The organism is Streptomyces nogalater, from assembly GCF_039532885.1.
In the GTDB taxonomy this organism is placed as follows: domain Bacteria; phylum Actinomycetota; class Actinomycetes; order Streptomycetales; family Streptomycetaceae; genus Streptomyces; species Streptomyces nogalater.
Genome location: NZ_BAAASM010000075.1, coordinates 201,056 through 223,086, shown reverse-complemented (window position 1 = coordinate 223,086; position 22,031 = coordinate 201,056). Strand labels below are relative to the sequence as shown.

The 22,031-nt window shown below is 73.9% G+C and carries 20 protein-coding genes and 1 pseudogene; 14 read left to right on the top strand and 7 right to left on the bottom strand.

Going from position 1 to position 22,031, the window contains the following annotated elements:
• The 4 genes from ABD350_RS37125 to ABD350_RS37110 all read left to right on the top strand — a co-directional run.
• The coding region (locus ABD350_RS37125) for an alpha-glucosidase C-terminal domain-containing protein (RefSeq protein ID WP_344353722.1) at positions 1-272 on the top strand (272 nt) is incomplete at its 5' end.
• A 32-nt stretch (positions 273-304) separates the two neighbouring features.
• The gene (locus ABD350_RS37120) at positions 305-1,669 is read left to right on the top strand and encodes a maltokinase N-terminal cap-like domain-containing protein (protein ID WP_344353720.1); all 1,365 of its coding nucleotides are present in this window, start codon (positions 305-307) and stop codon (positions 1,667-1,669) included.
• Between the two features lie 3 nt (positions 1,670-1,672).
• Positions 1,673-3,874 carry a 1,4-alpha-glucan branching enzyme gene (gene glgB, locus ABD350_RS37115; RefSeq protein WP_344353718.1) on the top strand — a complete coding sequence of 734 codons (2,202 nt, stop codon included), beginning with the start codon at positions 1,673-1,675 and terminating at the stop codon, positions 3,872-3,874.
• 94 nt (positions 3,875-3,968) lie between these two features.
• Complete coding sequence (locus tag ABD350_RS37110) at positions 3,969-5,057, top strand: glutamate--cysteine ligase 2 (RefSeq protein WP_344353715.1); 1,089 nt, start codon at positions 3,969-3,971, stop codon at positions 5,055-5,057.
• Positions 5,058-5,076: 19 nt separating this feature from the next.
• On the opposite strand, the gene ABD350_RS37105 is transcribed toward ABD350_RS37110, so the two are convergent.
• Positions 5,077-5,310 (bottom strand): DUF6480 family protein, encoded by a 234-nt coding sequence (locus ABD350_RS37105; RefSeq protein ID WP_344353713.1) that lies wholly within the window; start codon positions 5,308-5,310, stop codon positions 5,077-5,079.
• Between the two features lie 149 nt (positions 5,311-5,459).
• Here ABD350_RS37105 and ABD350_RS37100 point away from each other — a divergent pair, with 149 nt between their 5' ends.
• The 5 genes and pseudogenes from ABD350_RS37100 to ABD350_RS37080 all read left to right on the top strand — a co-directional run bounded on the left by ABD350_RS37100 (position 5,460) and on the right by ABD350_RS37080 (position 11,978).
• Positions 5,460-7,355, top strand: a complete 1,896-nt coding sequence (locus ABD350_RS37100) for an AMP-dependent synthetase/ligase (protein ID WP_344353711.1) — start codon at positions 5,460-5,462, stop codon at positions 7,353-7,355.
• A gap of 142 nt (positions 7,356-7,497) precedes the next feature.
• Complete coding sequence (locus tag ABD350_RS37095) at positions 7,498-7,932, top strand: ATP-binding protein (RefSeq protein ID WP_344353709.1); 435 nt, start codon at positions 7,498-7,500, stop codon at positions 7,930-7,932.
• A 214-nt stretch (positions 7,933-8,146) separates the two neighbouring features.
• Positions 8,147-9,523, top strand: a complete 1,377-nt coding sequence (locus ABD350_RS37090; RefSeq protein ID WP_344353707.1) for an NAD(P)/FAD-dependent oxidoreductase — start codon at positions 8,147-8,149, stop codon at positions 9,521-9,523.
• A gap of 4 nt (positions 9,524-9,527) precedes the next feature.
• Positions 9,528-9,668: pseudogene (locus ABD350_RS37085) on the top strand (DUF4287 domain-containing protein); the annotation flags it as partial.
• Between the two features lie 63 nt (positions 9,669-9,731).
• A complete protein-coding gene (locus tag ABD350_RS37080; RefSeq protein ID WP_344353705.1) occupies positions 9,732-11,978 on the top strand; it encodes an FUSC family protein in 2,247 nt (748 codons plus the stop codon).
• Positions 11,979-11,982: 4 nt separating this feature from the next.
• On the opposite strand, the gene ABD350_RS37075 is transcribed toward ABD350_RS37080, so the two are convergent.
• Positions 11,983-12,837, bottom strand: coding sequence for an RNA polymerase sigma factor SigF (locus ABD350_RS37075; RefSeq protein ID WP_344353702.1), 855 nt, complete (start codon positions 12,835-12,837; stop codon positions 11,983-11,985).
• 331 nt (positions 12,838-13,168) lie between these two features.
• On the opposite strand from ABD350_RS37075, the gene ABD350_RS37070 reads away from it, so the two are divergent.
• Positions 13,169-13,411 carry a hypothetical protein gene (locus ABD350_RS37070; protein ID WP_344353701.1) on the top strand — a complete coding sequence of 81 codons (243 nt, stop codon included), beginning with the start codon at positions 13,169-13,171 and terminating at the stop codon, positions 13,409-13,411.
• 272 nt (positions 13,412-13,683) lie between these two features.
• Positions 13,684-14,142 (top strand): cyclic nucleotide-binding domain-containing protein, encoded by a 459-nt coding sequence (locus ABD350_RS37065; protein ID WP_344353700.1) that lies wholly within the window; start codon positions 13,684-13,686, stop codon positions 14,140-14,142.
• Positions 14,143-14,163: 21 nt separating this feature from the next.
• On the opposite strand, the gene ABD350_RS37060 is transcribed toward ABD350_RS37065, so the two are convergent.
• Both ABD350_RS37060 and ABD350_RS37055 read right to left on the bottom strand, forming a co-directional pair.
• The gene (locus ABD350_RS37060; protein ID WP_344353698.1) at positions 14,164-15,465 is read right to left on the bottom strand and encodes an MFS transporter; all 1,302 of its coding nucleotides are present in this window, start codon (positions 15,463-15,465) and stop codon (positions 14,164-14,166) included.
• A gap of 84 nt (positions 15,466-15,549) precedes the next feature.
• The gene (locus tag ABD350_RS37055) at positions 15,550-16,164 is read right to left on the bottom strand and encodes a LysE/ArgO family amino acid transporter (RefSeq protein ID WP_344353696.1); all 615 of its coding nucleotides are present in this window, start codon (positions 16,162-16,164) and stop codon (positions 15,550-15,552) included.
• Positions 16,165-16,230: 66 nt separating this feature from the next.
• Between ABD350_RS37055 and ABD350_RS37050 the strand changes: the two genes are divergently transcribed.
• Together ABD350_RS37050 and ABD350_RS37045 are read left to right on the top strand one after the other, a co-directional pair.
• Positions 16,231-17,118 carry a LysR family transcriptional regulator ArgP gene (locus tag ABD350_RS37050; RefSeq protein WP_344353694.1) on the top strand — a complete coding sequence of 296 codons (888 nt, stop codon included), beginning with the start codon at positions 16,231-16,233 and terminating at the stop codon, positions 17,116-17,118.
• A 250-nt stretch (positions 17,119-17,368) separates the two neighbouring features.
• Entirely contained in the window at positions 17,369-17,623 is a 255-nt protein-coding gene (locus ABD350_RS37045) for a WhiB family transcriptional regulator (protein WP_344353692.1), read from the top strand.
• Positions 17,624-17,699: 76 nt separating this feature from the next.
• On the opposite strand, the gene ABD350_RS37040 is transcribed toward ABD350_RS37045, so the two are convergent.
• Together ABD350_RS37040 and ABD350_RS37035 are read right to left on the bottom strand one after the other, a co-directional pair.
• Positions 17,700-18,149, bottom strand: a complete 450-nt coding sequence (locus tag ABD350_RS37040; protein ID WP_344353690.1) for a DUF6098 family protein — start codon at positions 18,147-18,149, stop codon at positions 17,700-17,702.
• 121 nt (positions 18,150-18,270) lie between these two features.
• Positions 18,271-19,704 (bottom strand): M1 family metallopeptidase, encoded by a 1,434-nt coding sequence (locus ABD350_RS37035; RefSeq protein WP_344353688.1) that lies wholly within the window; start codon positions 19,702-19,704, stop codon positions 18,271-18,273.
• A 169-nt stretch (positions 19,705-19,873) separates the two neighbouring features.
• On the opposite strand from ABD350_RS37035, the gene ABD350_RS37030 reads away from it, so the two are divergent.
• The gene (locus ABD350_RS37030; protein WP_344353686.1) at positions 19,874-20,224 is read left to right on the top strand and encodes a DUF488 domain-containing protein; all 351 of its coding nucleotides are present in this window, start codon (positions 19,874-19,876) and stop codon (positions 20,222-20,224) included.
• A gap of 60 nt (positions 20,225-20,284) precedes the next feature.
• On the opposite strand, the gene ABD350_RS37025 is transcribed toward ABD350_RS37030, so the two are convergent.
• Positions 20,285-21,958, bottom strand: coding sequence for an FAD-binding dehydrogenase (locus tag ABD350_RS37025; RefSeq protein WP_344353685.1), 1,674 nt, complete (start codon positions 21,956-21,958; stop codon positions 20,285-20,287).
• Between the last annotated feature and the right edge of the window lie 73 nt (positions 21,959-22,031).

The following is a 22,031-nucleotide window of genomic DNA, read 5'->3' as shown; positions in this document are numbered from 1 at the left end:
ACACCGAACTGCCGTCGTCGAACCCGGCGGTGCTCGCCTTCCTGCGGGAGTACGAGGACGACCTCGTGCTGTGCGTGCACAACTTCTCCCGCTTCGCCCAGCCCACCGAACTCGACCTGCGGGCCTACGACGGACGGCACCCCGTCGAGCTGATCGGCGGGGTGCGCTTCCCCGCCATCGGTGAACTGCCCTACCTGCTGACCCTGCAAGGCCACGGTTTCTACTGGTTCCGGCTCACCCGAGTCGCATCCCGCATCGGCCGCCGCCGCTGACCCGTCCGGCGCCGAGGAAAGGACGCGTCACCATGCCGAAGACCATCACCCCCCGACCGCGCACCGCGACCGGGCTCGACGGGCTCCTGGACTCGCTCGGCGGGCTGCTGCGTGAATGGCTGCCGAGGCAACGCTGGTTCGCGGGCAAGGACCGGCCCGTCACCGAGCTGTCGGTGCTGTCCGTGACCGAGCTGTTCCCGGGCTGTCTGCACCTGCTGGTGCACGCCTCCCACGTGCCGGTGCCCACCCCCGGCGGCACACCCCCGCCCGGGGACTGCTACCAACTGCTGCTGGGGCTGCGCCCGCACCTCGCGCCGCGCCTGGAGCGGGCGTTCCTCGGGCGGGCCGTGGACGGACCGCTGGCCGGTCTCGCGGTGTACGACGCGCTGCACGACCCGCGCTCGGCCCATCTGCTGCTGGAGCGGCTGCGGCACCCCGGCACGGCGGGCCCGCTGCGGTTCGAGGCGGACCCGGCCGCCCGGGTGCCCGGCGGACTGCCGCCGCGGCTGCTGGACGCCGAGCAGTCCAACTCCTCGATCGTGTACGGCGACGCGTACATCCTGAAGCTGTTCCGCCGGATCCAGCCGGGCGTCAACCCGGACCTGGAGGTGCCGGCGGCGCTGGCCGCCCTCGGCTGCTCCCGGGTGCCGGCACCGGTGGCCTGGTTCACCACGGCCGACCCGCGCCCGGCCACCCTCGGGGTGCTCCAGCCCTTCCTCCCCGACGCCACCGACGGCTGGTCGCTGGCGCTGGGCGCGCTCGCCGCGGGCGACGACTTCACCGCCGAGGCCCGCGCGCTGGGCCGCGCCATGGCCGAGGTGCACCTGGCGCTGGCCGAGGCCTTCCCACCGGCCGGGCCGGGGGAGAACGGCCGTACCGCCGAGGCGATGCGCGCGCGGCTGGACGCCGCCGCGCACGCCGTGCCGGGGCTGCTGCCCTTCGTACCCGGCCTGCGGACCGCGTTCGCGGCACTGGCCACCTGCGACACCGGGCCGCCCGCCCAGCGGGTCCACGGCGACCTGCACCTGGGGCAGGTGCTGCGGGCCGGCCGCGACTGGTTCGTCATCGACTTCGAGGGCGAGCCGTCCCGTCCGCTCGCCGCGCGGCGCACCCCGCAGTCCCCGGTGCGGGACGTCGCCGGGATGCTGCGCTCCTTCGACTACGCGGCCCGGCAGCGCCGCCCCTGGCGACCCGAGTGGGCGCGCCGCTGCCGGGAGGCGTTCTGCGCGGGCTACGCGGCCCGCGCGGGCTGGGATCCACGCAAGAAGCACGCGCTGCTGCGCGCGCACGAGACGGACAGGGCGGTGTACGAGGTGCTGTACGAGGCGAGACACCGGCCGGACTGGCTGCCGGTACCGATGGCGGCGATCAAGCGGCTCGCCGTGTGGGGAGGCTGACGCATGGCACTGCGCGACACCGCGCGTCCCGAGGCCGCGGGCCCCGTGCCGCCCGTGGCCGCCCCCTTGGACGCGGCCGACCGCGGCCGGCTGCTGGCCGGGGCCCACCATGATCCGCACGCCCTGCTGGGCGCCCACCCGGTGCCGGGCGGCACGCTGCTGCGGGCCCTGCGCCCGAACGCCCGCGCGGTGAGCGTCCTGGTCGACGGCGACCGCACCGAGCTGCGCTCGGAGGGCGACGGGCTGTTCGCCGGCGTGCTGCCCTGCCCGGACGTCCCGTCGTACACCCTGCTGGTGACGTACGACGACGGGGAGCGGGAGGTGCACGACCCGTACCGCTTCCTGCCCGCCCTGGGCGAACTGGACCTGCATCTGATCCGGGAGGGCCGGCACGAGCAGCTGTGGCGGGCGCTCGGGGCGGAGCCGATGGTCCACCAGGGCGTGGCCGGCACCCGGTTCACGGTGTGGGCGCCGAACGCCCGGGGGGTGCGGGTGGCCGGCGACTTCACGTACTGGGACGGCACGCAGTACCCGATGCGCTCGCTGGGCGCGTCCGGGGTGTGGGAGCTGTTCCTGCCGGGGATCGGCGAGGGCACCCGGTACAAGTTCGAGATCACCTCCCGGCACGGCCACCGGTTCTTGAAGGCCGACCCGATGGCGCGGTGCGCGGAGGTCCCGCCGGACACCGCGTCGGTGGTGACGGCCTCGCACTACACCTGGGGCGACGACGCGTGGATGGCGCACCGCGGTGACACCCCCGTGCACCAGGCGCCGTTCTCGGTGTACGAGGTGCACCTGCCGTCCTGGCGGCCCGGCGCGACCTACCGGCAGCTCGCCGGGGAACTGCCCGCCTACGCGCGGGAGATGGGCTTCACGCACATCGAGCTGATGCCGGTGGCCGGGCATCCGTTCAGCGGGTCGTGGGGGTACCAGGTCACCTCCTATTACGCGCCGACGCCCCGGCTGGGTTCCCCGGACGACTTCCGGTACTTCGTGGACGCCTGCCACCGGGCCGGGCTCGGTGTGATCATGGACTGGGTGCCGGCGCACTTCCCGAAGGACGACTGGGCGCTGGCCCGGTTCGACGGGGACCCGCTGTACGAGCCCGGGAACGCCTCCCGTGCCGAGCACCCGGACTGGGGGACGTACGAGTTCGACTACGGCCGCACCGAGGTGCGCAACTTCCTCGTCGCCAACGCCGTCTACTGGTGCGAGGAGTTCCACATCGACGGGCTGCGCGTCGACGCGGTCGCCTCCATGCTCTACTTGGACTACTCGCGGGACTCCGGGCAGTGGGAGCCGAACGTGTTCGGCGGCCGGGAGGACCTGGACGCGGTGGCCTTCCTGCAGGAGATGAACGCCACCGTCTACCGGCGCTGCCCCGGGGTGGTGACCATCGCCGAGGAGTCCACGGCCTGGGAGGGGGTGACCCGGCCGACCGACGGCGGCGGGCTGGGCTTCGGGCTGAAGTGGAACATGGGCTGGATGCACGACTCGCTGGAGTACATCCGGAAGGAGCCGGTGCACCGCAGGTACCACCACCACGAGATGACCTTCTCGATGGTGTACGCCTACAGCGAGAACTACGTCCTGCCGATCTCCCACGACGAGGTGGTGCACGGCAAGCGGGCGCTGGTGTCAAAGATGCCCGGCGACTGGTGGCAGCGGCGCGCCAACCACCGCGCCTATCTCGGGTTCATGTGGGCCCACCCCGGCAAACAGCTGTTGTTCATGGGACAGGAGTTCGCGCAGGGCGCGGAGTGGTCGGAGGCGCACGGCCCGGAGTGGTGGCTGCTCGGCGACGACTACCACTCGGCCGGTGACCACCGGGGCGTGCAGTCGCTGGTCCGGGACCTGAACAGGGTGTACCGGGCGACGCCGGCGCTGTGGCAGCGGGACACCGACCCGGGCGGCTTCCGGTGGGTGCTGTGCGACGCGGCGGACGACAACGTGCTGGCGTTCCTGCGGTTCGCCGCGGACGGCGATCCGCTGCTGGCGGTATCGAACTTCTCCCCGGTGGTCCGGCACGGCTACCGCCTGTGGGTGCCCGACGGCCGCGCCGTCTGGCGGGAGGAGCTGAACACCGACGAGGTGCGCTACGGCGGCAGTGGTGTCGGCGCCGGCGGGCCGGTGAAGGCGGAGGACGGGTTCCTCACCCTGACGCTGCCGCCGCTGGCCACGGTGTGGCTGGTGCCGGAGGGCTGAGACGCCGCAGGTGTCGGCAGCCGTCCGGGGGGCATTCGAGGTCGTACAGACTCCCGACTGCCCCTCGCGGCACGACATGGAAGGGCGGCATCACGTGCGCACCGTAGGAGTGGAGGAGGAACTCCTCCTGGTCGATCCGGACAGCGGCGACCCGAAGGCGCTGGCGACGGCCGTCCTCGCCCGCGCCGCCCAGGACGATCCCGGACAGGATGTCTTCGAGAAGGAGCTGTTCGGGCAGATGCTGGAGTTCGCCACGCATCCGCAGTCGGACATGGCGCGGCTCGGGGACGAGATCGTCCGCTGCCGCAAGGAGGCGGCCCGGCACGCCGGGGAGATCGGCTGCGGAGTCGCCGCGCTGGCCACCTCGCCGCTGCCGGTCAGCCCCTCGCTCACGGTGAACGGGCGCTATCAGTGGCTGGCCGAGCGGTTCGGGATCCCGACCTGGGACCAGCTCGTCTGCGGCTGCCATGTGCATGTGTCGGTGGCGTCGGACGAGGAGGGGATCGCCGTCCTGGACCGGCTCCGGCCGTGGCTGCCGGTGCTGCGGGCGATCAGCGCCAACTCCCCGTTCTGGCAGGGCCGCAACACCGGTTACGCCAGCTATCGCAGCCGGGTGTGGAACCGCTGGCCGTCGGCCGGGCCGACCGAGCCGTTCGGCACCGCCGAGCGCTACCACCGGCGGGTGGCCGACATGGTGGACACGGGCGTGGTGCTGGACGAGGGCATGGTCTACTTCGACGCGCGGCTGTCCGCCCGCTACCCCACGGTGGAGGTCCGGGTGGCGGACGTGTGCCTGAGCGCGGAGACCGCCGTCCTGCTCGCGACGCTGGTGCGCGCCCTGGTGGAGACGGCCGCGGCCGACTGGCGGGCGGGCCGGCCGGTGCCCGACGCCGGGGTGAGCCTGATCAGGATGGCCGACTGGCAGGCCGCCCGGTCCGGCCTGGAGAAGGACCTGCTCGACCCGGTCACCTTCCGGCCCCTGCCCGCCGCGCGGGTGCTGGAGTCCCTGCTGGAGCACACCGGGGACGCGCTCGCCGGCAGCGGTGACGCCGACCGTGCCGCACGGGGCATCGAGGAACTGCTGCGCCGCGGCAACGGGGCGCGGGAGCAGCGCCTGCTGCTGGAGCACACCGGCAGCCTGCGGGACGTCGTCACCGAGTGCGTCCGGCGCACCCAGGGCTGAGCGCCCCGCCCGGCGGCGGTCACAGGATCAGGGCCAGCGCGTAGGCCAGGAAGAACGCCGCGATCAGGATCACCAGGATCAGGATCACGGTCAGCGGCGCCTTCCCCCAGCCCTTCGGCGGATTGTGCGTCTCCCGGGGCCCGGCCTCGGGCATGCTGCTCTCGGCGGGCGGGGTCTCGCCGGGCGGGACTCCGCCACCGGGTTCCAGCCCGGTGCTGCGCTCGGGCTCCGGATCGGGGTTCACATGACTCATGTCCCCCGAGTCCCCCGGACACGCCCACATCATCAGCCGATCACGACTTCTCCGATCCGGTCACCGAACGCTTCTCCCTGAGCTACATTCGAGCACCGCCGACACCGAGCCGATCGGCGGAGTGACCCTCCGTACCCCGGGAGCAGCGCATGCGGAATGTCGCCCTCGCTCCGGCCGCCGCCCCGCCGCTCACCGGCGGCCTCGCCGACAGCGTCTTCGCCGCGGCGGACCGGGATCCCACGCTGCCGGTGCTGGCCTACCGCGCGGGGACCGCCGACGGCTGGCTCACGGTGACGGCGGCCGGGCTGCGGGACGAGGTGGCGGCCGTGGCCAGGGGACTGGTCGCCGCCGGGATCGCGCCCGGCCACCGGGTGGCCCTGATGTCCAGGACCCGGCACGAGTGGACGGTGTTCGCCCACGCGCTGTGGGCCGTCGGCGCCGAGCTGGTGCCCGTCCACCCGGCCTCCTCACGCGACCAGGTCGAGTGGATCCTGCGGGGGACGGGCTGTGTCGCCGTGCTCGTGGAGGACGAGCAGGGCGTCATGACCGTCGGCACGGTGTGCGCCCGGCTGCCCCGGCTGCGGCACGTCTGGCAGCTGGACGCGGGCGCCCTCGCCGATCTCGTCGCGGGCGGCACGGCGGTGCCGTACACATCCGTGGACTCGCTGCGCCGGCTGGTGCCGCCGGACGCCACGGCGGCCGTCGTCCACACCTCCGGCACCTCGGGCCGGCCGATGGGCTGCGCGCTCAGCCACCGCAACCTGGCCTACCCGTGCGACACCCTGCTGGCCGGCTGGGCGCACACCGCCGCGCCCCCGGGGCAGCGGCCGTCCGTCCTGGCCTTCCTGCCGTTCTCCCATGTGTACGGCCTGATGATCATGCTGACGTGTGTGCGCGGCGGGGTGCTGCTGGCACACGAGCCGGAGACGACCGAGGAGGCGCTGGCCTCGGCCCTGCGCACGTTCCGGCCGACGTACCTGTACGGCGTGCCGTCGGTGTTCGAGCGGCTCTACAAGACCTTCCTGCACACCGCCCGGCAGGCGGGCCGGGGCGCGCTGTTCGAGCGGGCCGCGCGCACGGCGCGGGAGTTCGCCGCGGCCGAGGAGCGCCGGCGGCTGGGTGCCGGGCCGGGTCCCGGGCTGGAGCTGAGGCTGCAACACGCCCTGTACGAGCGGACGGTGTACCGGGGTCTGCGGGCGGCGCTCGGCGGCCGGGTGGTGCGCGGGGCCTCCGGCGGCTGCGCCCTCGGCCGTGAACTGGCGCTGTTCTTCGAGGGCATCGGGGTGTTCGTGCACGACGGCTACGGCCTGACCGAGACCTCCGGCGGGATCACCATGCAGCCGCTGGGCCGGGAGAAGTCCGGGACCGTGGGAACCGCGCTGCCGGGCACCGGGATCCGGGTGGCCGACGACGGGGAGATCCTGGTCCGCGGGCCCTCGGTGTTCCAGGGCTACGCCGGTGACGAGCAGGCGACCCGGGCGGCGCTGCGCGGCGGCTGGCTGGCCACCGGGGACCTCGGGCGGCTGGACGCCGACGGCTTCCTGACGATCACCGGCCGCAAGAAGGACGTCATCGTCACCAGCGGCGGGAAGACCGTGTCGCCGGCCCTGCTGGAGGAGCGGCTGCGCGCGCACCCGCTCGTCCACGAGGCGGTGGTGATCGGCGACGGCCGGCCGTGTGTCGGCGCCCTGATCACCCTGGACCCGGACTTCCTGGCGCACTGGCGGGCCGCGCTGGCGCTGCCCGGGGACGCCCCGGCCCGGGAGGCGCGGGAGGAGAACGCGCTGCGGGAGGAGATCGCGCGGGCGGTGGCCGCCGCCAACAGCGCGGTGTCCCGCGCGGAGTCCGTCAGGGTCTACCGTGTCCTTCCGGAACGGTTCGCCGCGGTCGGCGGGTTGCTCACGCCGTCCCTCAAGCTGCGCCGGGACGCCGTGGTACGGCACTACGCCGCCGAGATCGAGGCGATGTACGAGGCCCGGTCCCGGCCGCGGCCGGTGGTGCGGGAGCCGGCCGAGTGGGACGACACGGACGACGTGTTCCGCTGAGGAGGCGGGCGCCCCCCGGGTGCCGTGGGGCGCGAGAGCAGACGGATAGTCCGCGCGGCAGGGGGAACCCGCAGCGCAGCGAAGAGATCAGTTGACTACGACCGCCCGGACCGGCGGAGCCGGTCGGGGCCGGGGAAGCGAGATGGCGACGGAGCCGCGTTGGGACGACACACCACCGTCAGAGGAGAGGTACGAGCGTACGTTCTCCTTCCCCGGTGAGCTGCGCAACGTCACGGGGGCGCGGCTCGCCGCGGAGGGGTTCCTGCGTGCCCTCTCCCGCGAGGCGCCACCGGGCGCCCAGGAGTACTGGGACGACATCCTGCTGGTGGTGACCGAATTGGCCGCGAACGCCATCCAGTACGCGCCGGGCCCGTTCGACCTGCGGATGCGCCGCACCTTCGACGGGGTGCACGTGACGATGCGCGACACCAATCCGGCCCGGCCGGAGCCGCGGCCCTTCCATCCGCGCACCGGTGGCGGCGGGATCGGCTGGCATCTGGTGCACACGCTGTGCAGCCAGGTCAGCGTCGTCGTGCACGACACCGGCAAGGACATCCACGCGTTCCTGCCCTGGTGACGCCGGGGCCGCGGCGGCCGGCCGTACGACGTGTAGGCGGGCGCGCACCGGTTACTCCACCGGGCAGTGGGGGCGAGGTGCCCCCCACGCGTTCGTCTGCCTGCCGCACCCGGCTGGCGGGGTGGCCGCGGGCGCGGTGGGATCGAAGTTGGCGCACGGCGATCCAGGGCATGCGAACAGCGTCGAGCCGGACCGCCTGGAGCCGCAGAAAGGGATGAACACCGTGACACGACCCAGGATCCTGGTGGTGGGCGCAGGCTTCGCCGGAGTCGAGTGCGTCCGCCGCCTGGAGCGGAAACTCGCCCCCGACGAGGCCGACGTCACACTGGTGACGCCGTTCTCCTACCAGCTGTATCTGCCTCTGCTGCCCCAGGTCGCCTCCGGCGTGCTCACGCCGCAGTCGATTGCCCTGTCGCTGCGCCGCAGCAAGAAGTACCGCACCCGGATCATCCCGGGCGGTGCGATCGGGGTGGATCTGAGGTCCAAGGTGTGCGTCGTCCGCACCATCACCGACAAGATCGTCAACGAGCCCTACGACTACATCGTGCTGGCCCCGGGCAGTGTGACCCGCACCTTCGACATCCCGGGCCTGACCGACCACGCCTTCGGGATGAAGACGCTCGCCGAGGCCGCCTACATCCGCGACCACGTCATCTCCCAGCTGGATCTGGCGGACGCCAGCGACGACCCGGCCGAACGGGCCGCGCGGCTGCAGTTCGTGGTGGTCGGCGGCGGTTACGCGGGGACGGAGACCGCGGCCTGTCTGCAACGCCTGACCCACGCCGCGGTGCAGCGCTACCCGCGTCTGGACCCGGGCCTGATCCGCTGGCACCTGATCGACATCGCGCCCAAGCTGATGCCGGAGCTGGGCGAGAAGCTGGGCCGCAGCGCGCAGGAGATCCTCGGCCGGCGCGGTATCGAGGTCTCGCTGGGGGTGTCGATCGACAAGGCCGGCCCCGAGGAGGTCACCTTCACCGACGGCCGGGTGGTGCCGACGCACACCCTGATCTGGACGGCCGGGGTGGTCGCCAGCCCGCTGATCGCCACGCTCGGCGCGGAGACGGTCAAGGGGCGCCTCGCGGTGACCGCGGAGATGTGCCTGCCGGGCCACGACGGGGTGTTCGCGCTCGGCGACTCGGCGGCCGTACCGGACCTGGCCAAGGGCGACGAGGGCGCGGTCTGCCCGCCGACCGCCCAGCACGCCATGCGGCAGGGCAAGGTGGTCGCCGACAACGTCATCGCGACGTTGCGCGGAGCGCCGATGCGGCCCTACGAGCACAAGGACCTGGGCCTGGTCGTCGACCTCGGCGGCAAGGACGCGGTGTCCAAGCCGCTCGGTGTGGAGCTGCGCGGGGTGCCCGCGCAGGCGGTGGCCCGCGGCTACCACTGGTCGGCGCTGCGCACCAACGTCGCCAAGACCCGGGTGATGACCAACTGGCTGCTGAACGCGGTGGCGGGCGACGATTTCGTGCGCACCGGCTTCCAGGCCCGCAAGCCCGCCCGGCTGAAGGACTTCGAGTTCACCGACTCCTATCTGACACCGGAACAGGTGCGGGCCCGGGTGGAGGGCGCGGCCGTCGGACCGTCCTGATGCGGTCGGCGAGTGGCAGGAACTGATCCGGTCCTCGCCGCTGACCCGGCACATGGAGCTGGTCGGCCGGCTGAAGTCGGCGCACGGGCTCGGCCACGGGCATACGAACGCCCTGGTGGCCGCCACCCCGGCCGAGGGCGGGTAGTCCGGGCCCGCATGCGATGCTGGGTCGCGGATCGATGTCCGGTACGGGAGAGAGCGCGGCCAAGTGAGGGAACGGGGACGGTCGGTACGGGTACGGATCTGGGACCGGATCGCGGCGTCGGACCCCGGGCTGCTGCGGCTGACGGCGGGACTGCGCACGGTCACCGCCATCGCCCTGACCCTCGCCGTCCTGGCCGGTGCCGCCGTTCCGGTGCCCCATCTGGTCGCCGGGGCCATGGCGGCGATGGTCGCCACCTTCGCGATCCGGGAGAAGCAGCCCGCGGCGCAGGCCGGCACGCTCGCGCTCGGTCTGCCGGTGGCGCTGGCCTCGGTGTCACTGGGCGCGCTGCTCAACCAACACGTCGTCGCCGGCGACCTGTTCTTCGTCGCCCTGATCTTCAGCGCCGTCTACGGCCGCCGGTTCGGCGACCGCGGCACGGCGCTCGGGCTGATCGGGTTCCAGATCTACTTCCTGTCGCTGTTCGTGCAGGCCACGCCGGACGTGCTGCCCGCGCTGTACGGCGTCCTCGCGGTGGCGTTCGCGTGCAGCGCGACGGCCCGGTTCGTGCTGTTGCCGCAGACCCCGGCGGGCACCCTGGACCGGCTGCGGCGGGCCTTCCGCGCCCGGCTCGCCCAGTTGATCGCCAGCCAGGCGAAGCTGCCGGACGCCGGACCCGAGGAGGTGGAGAAGGTACTGGAGGAGCTGCGCGTGCGCACCGCCCGGCTGCACGAGACGGCGCTGATGATCCAGGGCCGGCTGGAGGACGGCACCTCGGACCCGGCGGTGGCCCGGCTGCTCCAGCGCCGGGTCGCGGACGCCGAGATCGCGGCCGAGCGGCTCGGGCTGCTGCTGCTCACCGCGCGCAGTGCCGAGCGGACCGACACCCTCACCCTGCACCTGCCCGGGGCCCCGGTGCCCTCGGGGGTGGAGTCGCCGGTGCGGGACGGGGCGGCGGCCGCGCTGCGCCGGGATCTGCGGGCGCTGCGGGTGCTGATGCTGCGGCCGGCCGGGGAGGCGTCCGGAACCGCGCTCGCCCAGGTGCGCAACCGGCTGCTGGGCTACCGCGAGGAGGAGAACCTGCCCGAGGCGTCGCCGGCCGTGCAGGACGTCTTCCGGGGGCTCGGCGAGGCGGCCCGGGCCTCGCTCGGTCTGCGGCTGGCCCTGGACGGCCCGCAGGACGAGTCCGACGACTCCCCGGCGACGACCCGCTCGCGCGAGGAACTGGACGCGGAGGACACCGCGATCGAGGTCAGCGAGGAGCGGGCGCCCGAGGCGGCGGAGCCGACCGGGCTGCGGCGGCCCACCACCCGGGCCGCCCTCCAGGTGGCCGTCGGCTCCTCTCTGGCCATCGTCGGCGGTGAGCTGCTGTCCAGCCAGCGCTGGTACTGGGCGGTGCTGACCTGCTGGATCGTTTTCCTGAACACCGCGTCCACGGGCGAGATCCTGGTGAAGGGCTACCGGCGGCTGCTGGGCACGGTGCTCGGCGTGGTGGCCGGCATCGGGCTCGCCGGGCTGGTCGGGCACCACACCTGGACGGCGTTCGCCCTGGTGCTGCTGTTCATCTTCGCGATGTTCTACACCGCGCCGCTGTCGTACACCCTGATGTCCTTCTTCGTTACCGCGATGCTGGGGCTGCTGTACACGTTGCTGCACACCTACAGCGCCGAGGTGCTGGTGCTGCGGATCGAGGAGACGGCGCTCGGCGCGGCCTGCGGAGTGCTGGCCGCCGCGGTGGTGCTGCCGGTGCACACCGACCGTCGTACCAACGAGTTGCTGGTGGCGGTCCTGGACCGGCTCGCCGACGTCACGCGGGGCGCCGTCGACCAGCTGAGCGGCGGGGCCGGCGGCGATCTGGTGGAGCGGGCACGGGAACTGGACCAGGCGCTGGCGGATCTGCGGGCGGCCACCCAGCCGCTGACCCATCCGATCACTCCGCTGCGTTCGCGCCGGGACTCGGTGCGGTACGTGGTGGCGCTGCTGGAGACGTGCGCGTACCACGGGCGGTCCCTCGCGGCCACGGCCGAGCTGCTGCCGACGCACCCCTCGATCGCGGCCGATCCCCGGCTGCGCGGGGCGTGCGGGCGGATCGTGCACAACATCGAGGCGATCGCGGCGCACGTGGCGGACCCGCGGGCCGCCGCGAAGATCGAGAGCGGCTCCAGCATCGCGTCGATGCTGGAGCCGGGAACCCTGCGCACCCCGCGCTACGGCCGGGTGACCGACCGGGTCCTGCGCCATCTGCAGCGGCTGGACGAGGCGGTCTCCGGTCTGGCGCGTCCGCTCGGCGTGGCCGGCGGGCCGGCCCGCTGAGCGCCTACCGCCCTTGGGCGGAGCCGGGCCGGCGGGTGCCGAGCGCCTCCTCGCGGATGCGGGCGCAGCTGCGGCTGATCAGCCGGGAGACGTGCATCTGCGATATGCCGAGCCGGTCGGCGATACGGCTCTGTGTCATGTCCTCGAAGAAGCGCATGTAGAGAATGGCCCGCTCCCGCTCGGGCAGCCGGCGCAGCCCCTCCTTGGCGGCCTCCCGGTCCACGACGACGTCGTAGGAGGTGTCCGTCTCGCCGAGGGTGTCGGCGAGGCTGTAGCCGTCCTCGCCGGCGGAGAGCTCGGCGTCCAGGGAGAGGGTGCTGAAGCTCTCCAGCGCCTCCATGCCGGCGCCGACCTCCTCCTCGGTGAGCCCGGTGTGAGCGGCGATGTCGGCGACGGTGGGCTCGGGGCTGCCGGGGTTCTGGGTGAGTTCCCGCCGGGCCACCCGGACCCGGTTGCGCAGCTCCTGGACCCGGCGGGGCACCCGCAGGGCCCACATCCGGTCGCGGAAGTGCCGCTTGACCTCTCCGGTGATCGTCGGCACGGCGTAGCTCTCGAAGGCGCCGCGGGACGGATCGAACCGGTCGATGGCCTTCACCAGTCCCAGCGCGGCCACCTGGCGCAGGTCCTCCACGGACTCGCCGCGGTCGCGGAACCGGCCGGCGATCCGATGGGCCATGGGCAGCCAGGCGGTGACGAGTTCGTCGCGTACGGCGTCCCGCTCGGGGCCGTCCTCCAGTTCCGCGAGCCGGGCGAACAGCGCCACGGTGTCGGGGGCGTCGTCGTGGTTGCGGCGGGCGGACGGCCCGCCGGTGGCGGGAGCGGTCGTGCCGGGACGGCTTGTCGACATGTCGGTCAGCATGCGGAATCGCTCCTGAACGTGGTTGCAGGGCACCTCCGGAAACAGTGGTTCCGGGTTTCGGCCCGAACGGTGGTGTCAGGGTTTCGCCGCGGGTGAGCCGCCGGGGCCCGGCGGGAGGGGCCCAGGCAGCGGGTCTCTTCCCCGCTGGGCGCGCGCCTCCGGTCCGAAGCACGAGATTCCGCCTGCCCCCTCGCCCAGCGGGCAAACACCCCCATGAGCGGAACTTCGTCAACCGCTTCCGCTCAAGTGGAACGCGGGCCGGGGCGCCTTCGCAGGCCGGCACTCTCGGTACGGGTGTCATTACCCGGGAGCTCGCGGGTACCCGCCGTACATGACGGATGTCGTGGACGCGGACGAGTTGTTGCGCCGCATCCGGCGCGGCCGGGAGCATGCGGCGGCGCAGGAGGAGGCATGGCGGGAGCGGGCCCGGAGCCTGGCGGCGACGGATCCGGAGGGCGCCGCGGAGGCGGCGGACCGGGCGCGGGCCTTCGAGGCGGTGCTGCGGGTGCTGGAGGAGATCGTCCGCCCGGGCGGGACTCCCGTGCGGACGGACGGAGTGAAACAGGTCACCTGACCCGATGTGGGCTATGGGGAGGCCCGGTAAATGGTTTACCGTTCATCCATACGTGATGCGGGAGCGGCGCGGAGCCGATCTTCGCCCCTCCCGGCGTCACCACAGACGGCCCTGGCTGGCCTCCCCCGTCCAGCCAGGGCTTTTCCCTGCCCGGAAGGGGCCGGAGGACGGCAGGCGCCCCGCTTCGAGGTGCCCGGGGCGGCGGCAGCGGCTGAAATGGGACTGAGCACAGCACCCGGACCGCAACCGCCGCCGGCGAGGAGCCCCGCGCCATGACCAAAGCGATCAAACTGCTCACCGCGCTCCCCCAGGCGCAGCGCGAACGCCTGATGGAGGTGGCCAAGGAGGTCTCCTTCCCGGAGGACAGCCGCATCTTCGAGGCGGGTGGCACGGCCGACCGGTTCTGGGTGGTGCGCTCGGGCGCGGTCCACCTGGACACCCAGGTGACCTCCCGGCAGCGGGTGACCGTGGCCACGCTCGGCGCGGGCGACCTGCTCGGCTGGTCCTGGCTGTTCCCGCCGTACGAGTGGGACTTCGGCGCGGTGGCCTTCACCGACGTACGCGCCTACGAGTTCGACGGGCCGTCGGTGCTCGCGCTGTGCGTGGAGGATCCGCTGCTCGGGCTCTCGGTGGTGCGGACGGTGGCCGAGATCCTCGCCCACCGGCTGGAGACGACCCGCGGAAAGCTGCTGGAGCAGTACACGATGCGGCGGCGGGTCGGCCCCCTCTAGGCCTGCGCCGCGCCCTGTCGGTCAGACGCGGTAGCGGCGCAGTGCCGGGACGGCGCCGGCCAGGGCCAGCATCGCCACCACGACCAGGGCGCCGCCGCCCGCGACGGCGGCCCGGGGGCCGAACGCGGCTCCGGCGGTGCCGTGCAGCACGTCGGCCAGTCGCGGCCCGCCCGCGACGACCACCGTGAACACCCCCTGCATCCGGCCGCGCATCTCGTCGGTCGCGGCCGACAGCAGGATGGCGCCGCGGAAGACCATGGAGACCATGTCGGCGACGCCGGCCGCGGCGAGGAAGACCAGCGCGAGCCAGAGGTTGCCGCTCAGTCCGAACCCGGCGATGGCCACGCCCCAGCCGACGACCGCCCCGGTGACCATCCAGCCGTGCCGGCGGGCCCGTGAGAAGACGCCGGAGAACAGCCCGCCCAGCACCGCGCCGACCGGGATGCCGGCGAACAGCACGCCGAGCGCCAGTCCCTCGCCGTAGGAGCCGTAGGTCTCCGCGGCCAGCTGCGGGAACAGGGCGCGGGGCATGCCGAAGACCATGGCGACGATGTCGGCGAGGAAGGACAGCAGCAGCACCTTGTGCCGGGAGATGTACCGGAACCCGTCCGCGATCTCGCGCAGCCCGGCCCGGCGGGCACCGGTCCCGCCGAGCGGCGGCAGGGCGGGCAGCCGGACGACGGCCCACACGGTCACGCACAGCGCCAGCGCGTCGATCAGATACAGCTCCGGCAGTCCGATGACGGGGATCAGCGCGCCGGCGAGCAGCGGGCCGGCCACCAGCGCGGTCTGCATCACCGTGGAGCCGAGCGCGTTCGCGGCCGGCAGCTGCTCGGCCGGGACAAGCCGGGCTATGGAGGCGCTGCGGGCGGGCGCGTTGAGCCCGAAGAAGGCCTGTTGCAGCGCGAGCAGCACCATGAGCACGGGGACCGAGTCCAGACCGGTGACGGCCTGCGCCCAGAACAGCAGCGAGGTCGCCGCGATGCCGGTGTTGGTCACCAGCAGCAGCTTGCGCCGGTCGACGGCGTCGGCGACCGCCCCGCCCCACAGCGCGAAGGCGACCATGGGCACCAGGCCGGCCAGGCTCGCGTAGCCGACCCAGGCGGAGGAGTGGGTGATGTCGTAGATCTGCTTGGGTACCGCGACGGCGGTCAGCTGGCTGCCGACGGCGGTGACGATGGTCGACGACCACAGCCGCCGGTAGGCGGGGATGCGCAGCGGGCGGGTGTCCATCGCCCAGCGGCGCCAGCCGCGCCGGGGCGCCTCCCCGGCCGCCGGCGCGCCGGTCGTGGTCTCGGTGCTGCTGCTCTCGTTCGTGTCCACGGGTGTCCTGGTTGCTCGTTACATCTTCTTGAGTCGAGAAGCCGACTATCGCAGCAGCGAGCCGCGGACACCGAACGGATGTGATCAGGATCCCGCGATCAGGCTCACGCCCAGCACCAGCATGGTGGCGGCGACCAGACCGTCCAGCACCCGCCAGGCCCCGGGCCGGGCCAGATACCGGCCCAGCAGCCGGGCGCCGAAACCGAGGGCGGTGAACCAGCACAGGCTGGCGAGCGCGGCACCGAGTCCGAACGTCCAGCGCAGCGGGCCCCGGTCGGCGGCCAGCGAGCCGAGCAGGAACACGGTGTCCAGATAGACGTGCGGGTTCAGCCAGGTCAGCGCCAGGCAGGTGAGCACGGCCCGGCGCCGGGAGCCGGCCGTCTCGCCCTCCGTGGTGAGCCCGGTGCCCGGCCGGAGCACCCGGCGGGCGGCCAGGGCGCCGTAGCACAGCAGGAACAGGCCGCCGACGACGCCGATCGCGCGGAGCGCCCCCGGCCAGGCCACCACCACCGCGCCGACCCCGCCGACACCGAGCGCGATGAGCACCGCGTCGGACAGGGCGCAGATGCCGACCACGGCGAGGACGGCGTGCCGGCGCACCCCCTGCCTGAGGACGAAGGCGTTCTGGGCGCCGATGGCGACGATCAGGGAGAGGCCGGTGCCGAATCCGGCGGCAGCGGCGGTCAGGGCGTGGTTCATGCCGACGACGCTAGAGAACGGGCACTCTCAAGTACAGCTAATGATTTTTACGTATCCTTAGTACGCATGATGAGCGAGCTTCCCCTGGAGCAGGTGCGGACCCTGCTGGCCGTGGTGGACGAGGGCACCTTCGACGCTGCCGCCGCCGCGCTGCATGTGACCCCGTCGGCGGTCAGCCAGCGGATCAAGGCCCTGGAACAGCGCACCGGCCGGGTGCTGCTCCAGCGCACCAAACCGGTACGGCCCACGGAGTCCGGCGCGGTGCTGGTCCGGTTCGCCCGGCAGCTCGCCCGGCTGGAGCGGGACGCCTGGGGCGAGCTGGGGCTGCACGGCACCGGGGAGCCGACGCGGGTGTCGGTCGCGGTGAACGCCGACTCGCTGGCGACCTGGTTCCTGCCGGCCCTGACCCAAGTCGCGGACCTCTGCTTCGAACTGCACCGGGAGGACGAGGATCACACGGCGGCACTGCTGCGCGAAGGACTGGTGATGGCGGCGGTGACCTCCTCGCCCGACCCGGTTCCCGGCTGCACGGTCCGCCCGCTGGGCCGGATGCGGTATCTGCCGGTGGCCGCGCCGGAGTTCACCGAGGACCGGCTGGCGGGCCGGCCGGCGGCGGAGGCGCTGGACCGGGCGCCCGTGGTGGTCTTCGACCGCAACGACGACTTCCAGGACGGCTTCGCGCGCCGGCTCGGCCTCGGCTCGGCCGGCCCGTTCCGGCACCGGGTGCCCACCTCGGAGGGGTTCCTCGACGCGGTCGCCGCCGGGCTGGGCTGGGGCATGGTCCCCGAGGCCCAGGCCGGACCGCTGCTGGAGCGGGGGCGGCTCGCCCTGCTCGTCCCGGGCGCGTACATGGACGTCGCCCTCTACTGGCAGCAGTGGAAACTCGACTCCCCCGCGCTGGCGGCCCTGGCCGACGCGGTGACGGCCACGGCGGCACGGGCACTGCGCCGCTGAGGGGCGCCGGGGCCGTCCGAACTGCCCGGCGGGAGCGGCCGGTCGCCCGTGCGGGGCCCCAACCCGCCCCGGAGCCCTGCCCGTTGACCGCCCACGGCCGTCCGCGCGGCCGGGGCCCGGGCCCGCCAGAACGCCACCGTCCCCGGATCGCCCGCCGGTTGTTCCGTTTCACGTCCTGCCGACCGGTCACCCGGACGCGAGAACGCATACGACAGGCACGGACGACTTCCACCGATCCAGGAGACTTCCGATGGACAACTGGCGCGACCATGCCGCCTGCCGCCACGAGGATCCCGATCTGTTCTTCCCCATCGGGACCACCGGCCCGGCGCAGGTCCAGACCGAGCGGGCGAAGGCGGTGTGCGGACACTGCCCGGTCCGGGAGCAGTGCCTGGACTGGGCGCTGGAGACGGGTCAGAGCATCGGCGTCTGGGGCGGCACCACGGAGCTGGAGCGGCGGGCGCTGCAGCGGCGCCGGGCCCGCTCCCGGCCCCGCTCCGGCTGACCGCCGGCCGGGAGGGGGCCCGGCGCCCCGCGCGGCCCGGCGGCCCGCGCGGCCCGGGGACTCCCCGGCGCGCGGCTCAGCCGCCCTTGCGGCGCAGGGTCCCCCACTCCCGCTCCTGGCGGGTCACCTCGCCCCGGGCCGCCTCGATCACGTTCTCGGCGATCCAGCACAGTGGCTCGACGTCGGCCACGAGCGGCTCGTTGTCGGGGCCCCGGCCGGTCTCCCGGCCCCTGAGGACCCAGGCCCGCACGCCGGGTCCCTTGTCGTGCGGCAGGTGCGCGTAGTCGTAGAGCCGACGGGCCACCCACAGCTCGACCGACCGGCCGTTCCACCACTCCGGCACGTCGAGCGGGTTGGCGGACAGCCCGGGCAGGGGCACGCCGGTCAGCTCGTCGGTGCTGGACACCTTGTGGAGATCGGTGCCGGGTCCCTTGGACCACCGCACGTACAGGCCCCGGTGGCGCCGCACCAGACCGGCCGCGTCGGCGAGCGTGGTCACGACCGGCAGGTCGTCCGGTGCGCTCATGGCTTGACCTCCCTGTGCTGCGCGTACGCGACGCGACCGGAGTACCCCCGCCGCGCTCCGGAAATCGGACGGCTGCATTCCGGAAGCCGCGGGTGCGGCGGGTGGCGGCGGCCGGCCCCGGTCAGGCGCCGGCCGGCTTGCCCGGCGCGTACAGCCAGGTGTGGAACAGCCCCGCGAGCCGTTTCCCCGAGGTCCGCTCGGCGAGCGCGACGAACTGCGCGGTGGTGCCGTGCCCGCCGCGGTGCCCGTCCGCCCAGGCGCGCAGGATACGGAAGAAGTCCCGGTCGCCGACGGCCCGCCGCAGTGCGTGCAGGGCCATGGCGCCGCGCTCGTAGACGGGCGTGCCGAACAGGCGCTTGCCGCTGCCCGGGTCGCCGGGCGGGTAGGCCCACAGCGCGTCGCGGGCGGGGCGGGCGTAGAGGTCGTCGAAGGTCTCCTGGGCGCGGGGGCCGCCGTGCTGCTCGGCGTAGAGCCACTCGGCGTAGGTGGCGAAGCCCTCGTTGAGCCAGATGTCCTGCCAGGTGGTGAGGGAGACGGAGTCGCCGAACCACTGGTGGGCGCTCTCGTGGACGAGGGTGTCGAGGTCGGGCGCGGAGTCGTAGACCGGGCGGGTCTGGGTCTCCAGGGCGTAGCCGACGTCCGGGGCGTGGTCGACGATGGAGCCGGCCGCCCGGAACGGGTACGGCCCGAAGAGCCGGCTCTCCCACTCCAGTACGGACGGCAGCTTCTTCAGCACGGGCGCGGCGGCGCGGGCCTCGCGGGCGTCCACGGCGTTGTACACCTGGACGCCGTCGCGGGTGGTGTACCGCTCGGTGCGGAACTTCCCGACGGTGGCCGTGGCCAGGTAGGCGGCCATCGGCTCGGCCTGGCGCCAGCGGAAGGTGGTCCGGCCGTGGGCGGTGCGCTGCCCGAGGAGGACGCCGTTGGCGACGGCGGTGTGGCCCCGCGGCACGGTGAGGGTGAAGTCGTACGACGCCTTGTCCGCGGGGTGGCCGTTCGCGGGAAACCAGGTCATGGCGCCCTGCGGTTCGCCGGCCACGAACGCGCCGTCGTCGGTGGGGATCCAGCCGTCCTCGGAGCCGTCGGGGTCGGTGACCGGCTTCGGGGTGCCGTGGTAGGTGACGGCGACCCGGAAGTCTCGGCCCCTGGGCCGCGCGGTGGTCGGGGTGACGACGAGTTCCCGTCCGTCGCGGGCGAAGCGGGCGGTCCGGCCGTCGACCGTGACCCGGGTGACGGTCAGTCCGGACAGGTCGAGGTCGAAGCGGTTCAGGCGCTGGGTGGCGCGGGCGGTGAGGACCGCGGTGCCGTCCAGGCGCCGGGCGGCGGGGTCGTAGCGCAGCGTCAGGTCGTAGTGGCGCACGTCGTAGCCGCCGTTGCCGCTGAGCGGGAAGTACGGGTCGCCCGCGCCCGGCGCGCCGGGGGTGCCGGGTGCCGTGGGCCGGGTATCGCCGGGTGCCGCGGCCCCGGTGGTGGCGAGGAGCGCGGCCAGGGCGACGGGGACGGTGGCGAGGACGGCGGTACGGCGGTGGGCGGGCCGGCTGCGCGGTGGCGTCACATGTGCTCCTCGGGAAGTGGCCGGTGATCGACTGGCCGTCAGCGTAGGCGGGCCGTCGCCCCGGATTCCCCCTTCTTCCGGTCAAGTCGTGTCGCGTCGCCGCCCGGTGGGCCGGGCGGCGCGCAGTACGCTCGCGGCACCGTCCCCGTCCCGGAAGGAGCCTCGTGCCGTGAGCGTGCGCCTGCGCCGGATCTACGAACCGCCCGAGCCCGACGACGGTCTGCGTGTGCTGGTGGACCGGCTGTGGCCGCGCGGCCTCGCCAAGGACGAGGCGCACGTGGACGAGTGGCCCAAGGGGCTGACGCCGTCGGCCGAGCTGCGCACGTGGTACCACGCCGGCGAGGGGTCGTACGAGGAGTTCCGCCGGCGCTACGAGGCGGAGCTGGACGCGCCCGAGGCCGCCGGACTGCTCGACGGTCTGCGCGCGTCGGCCCGCAAGGGGCGCGTGACGCTCCTGACGGCGTCGAAGCGGCCGGAGGAGAGCCACGCGCGGGTGCTGCTGGAGCTGGTACGGGGCTGAGGAGCGACCCCTGTAGGGGCCGAGCGAGGCTGACGCGCCTCCCTTGTCCGAGGCCGGGGTTCAGCCCGTGTGCCGGGCCGCGTGCCGGCCCGCCGCCCGGCCCGAGAACAGGCAGCCGCCGAGGAAGGTGCCCTCCAGGGCGTTGTAGCCGTGCATCCCGCCGCCGCCGAACCCGGCGACCTCGCCCGCCGCGTACAGCCCCTCGATCGGGGTGCCGTCGGTGCCGAGGGCCCGGGAGTCCAGGTCGGTCTGGATGCCGCCGAGGGTCTTGCGGGTCAGCACGTGCAGCCGGACGCCGATGAGGGGGCCGGCGGCCGGATCGAGGATGCGGTGCGGGGCGGCGACCCGGCCGAGCCGGTCGCCGATGAAGCGGCGGGCGTTGCGGATGCCCTGGATCTGGGAGTCCTTGCTGTAGGGGTTGGCGAGCTGCGCGTCCCGGGCCTCGATCCGCCGGCGCACCTCGGCGGCGTCCAGCAGCGGCTCGCCGGTCAGGCCGTTCATCTTCTCCACCAGCCGTTCCAGGCTGTCCGCGGTGACGAAGTCCTCGCCGTGGTCCAGGAAGGCCCGCACGGGTGCCGGGGCGCCCTTGCCGAGCAGCCGGTCGCGCAGCACGGCCTTGCGGTCCTTGGCGGTGATGTCGGGGTTCTGTTCGGAGCCGGAGAGGGCGAACTCCTTCTCGATGATCTTCCGGGTGAGGATGAACCAGGAGTGGTCGTAGCCGGCGATGTCCTCGGTGGTGCGCAGGTACTTCAGGGTGCCGAGCGTGTCGTAGCCAGGCAGGCAGGGGTCGGGCAGGCGGCGGCCGAGGGCGTCGAGCCAGATGGACGACGGGCCGGGCAGGATGCGGATGCCGTGGCCGGGCCAGACCGGGTCCCAGTTGTGCAGGCCCTCGGTGTAGTGCCACATGCGGTCACGGTTGACGAGCCGTACGCCGGCCTCGGCGCTGATGTCGAGCATGCGGCCGTCGACGTAGGCCGGGACGCCGGTGACCATCCGGGCGGGGGGCGTGCCGAGCCGCTCGGGCCAGTACCGGCGGACGATGTCGTGGTTCGCGCCGATGCCGCCGGTGGTCACGACGACGGCCTGGGCGGTCAGTTCGAAGTCGCCGGCGCGGTCGCGGCCGGAGGCGACTCCGCGCGGGGAGTCGTCGGGGGTGAGGACCGTGCCGCGCACCCCGCGTGCCGTGCCGTCCTCGACGACCAGTTCGTCCACCCGGTGCCGGTGATGGAAGGTCAGCAGGCCGTCCCGGGCGGCCTGCCGGGCCGAGCGGACGAAGGGTTCGACCACACCGGTGCCGGTGCCCCAGGCGATGTGGAAGCGGGGCACGGAGTTGCCGTGTCCGTCGGCCCGCAGGTCGCCGCGTTCGGCCCAGCCGACGGTGGGCAGCAGTTCGATGCCGTGCCCGGCGAGCCAGGAGCGTTTCTCCCCGGCGGCCCACTCGACGTACGCGCGGGCCCAGCGCACCGCCCAGGAGTCCTCGTCGGCCCGTCGGTCGAAGCGCGCGCTGCCCTGCCAGTCGCTCCAGGCGAGACCGAAGGAGTCCTTGATGCCGAGGCGGCGCTGTTCGGGCGAGTCGACGAGGAAGAGCCCGCCGAAGGACCAGAACGCCTGGCCGCCGAGGTTGGCGGCGTTCTCCTGGTCGACCAGCGCCACCCGGCGGCCCCGGCTGGTGAGTTCGTGCGCGGCGACGAGCCCGGCGAGGCCCGCTCCGACGACGATGACGTCCGCGTCCATGGGTGTGTGTCCTTCCTCGGGGGTGCGCGTCGGGGGTGCTCGGGGGCGCGTTCCGGCGGGCTTCGGGGGCGCG

Bases quoted from the DNA above. Each gene is read 5' to 3' on its own strand.
- ABD350_RS37105 (WP_344353713.1), bottom strand. From the start codon at position 5,310: ATGAGTCATGTGAACCCCGATCCGGAGCCCGAGCGCAGCACCGGGCTG.
- ABD350_RS37095 (WP_344353709.1), top strand. From the start codon at position 7,498: ATGGCGACGGAGCCGCGTTGGGACGACACACCACCGTCAGAGGAGAGG.
- ABD350_RS37025 (WP_344353685.1), bottom strand. From the start codon at position 21,958: ATGGACGCGGACGTCATCGTCGTCGGAGCGGGCCTCGCCGGGCTCGTC.
- ABD350_RS37055 (WP_344353696.1), bottom strand. From the start codon at position 16,164: ATGAACCACGCCCTGACCGCCGCTGCCGCCGGATTCGGCACCGGCCTC.
- glgB (WP_344353718.1), top strand. From the start codon at position 1,673: ATGGCACTGCGCGACACCGCGCGTCCCGAGGCCGCGGGCCCCGTGCCG.
- ABD350_RS37120 (WP_344353720.1), top strand. From the start codon at position 305: ATGCCGAAGACCATCACCCCCCGACCGCGCACCGCGACCGGGCTCGAC.
- ABD350_RS37065 (WP_344353700.1), top strand. From the start codon at position 13,684: ATGACCAAAGCGATCAAACTGCTCACCGCGCTCCCCCAGGCGCAGCGC.
- ABD350_RS37075 (WP_344353702.1), bottom strand. From the start codon at position 12,837: ATGCTGACCGACATGTCGACAAGCCGTCCCGGCACGACCGCTCCCGCC.
- ABD350_RS37050 (WP_344353694.1), top strand. From the start codon at position 16,231: ATGATGAGCGAGCTTCCCCTGGAGCAGGTGCGGACCCTGCTGGCCGTG.
- ABD350_RS37090 (WP_344353707.1), top strand. From the start codon at position 8,147: ATGAACACCGTGACACGACCCAGGATCCTGGTGGTGGGCGCAGGCTTC.
- ABD350_RS37045 (WP_344353692.1), top strand. From the start codon at position 17,369: ATGGACAACTGGCGCGACCATGCCGCCTGCCGCCACGAGGATCCCGAT.
- ABD350_RS37100 (WP_344353711.1), top strand. From the start codon at position 5,460: ATGCGGAATGTCGCCCTCGCTCCGGCCGCCGCCCCGCCGCTCACCGGC.
- ABD350_RS37070 (WP_344353701.1), top strand. From the start codon at position 13,169: ATGACGGATGTCGTGGACGCGGACGAGTTGTTGCGCCGCATCCGGCGC.
- ABD350_RS37040 (WP_344353690.1), bottom strand. From the start codon at position 18,149: ATGAGCGCACCGGACGACCTGCCGGTCGTGACCACGCTCGCCGACGCG.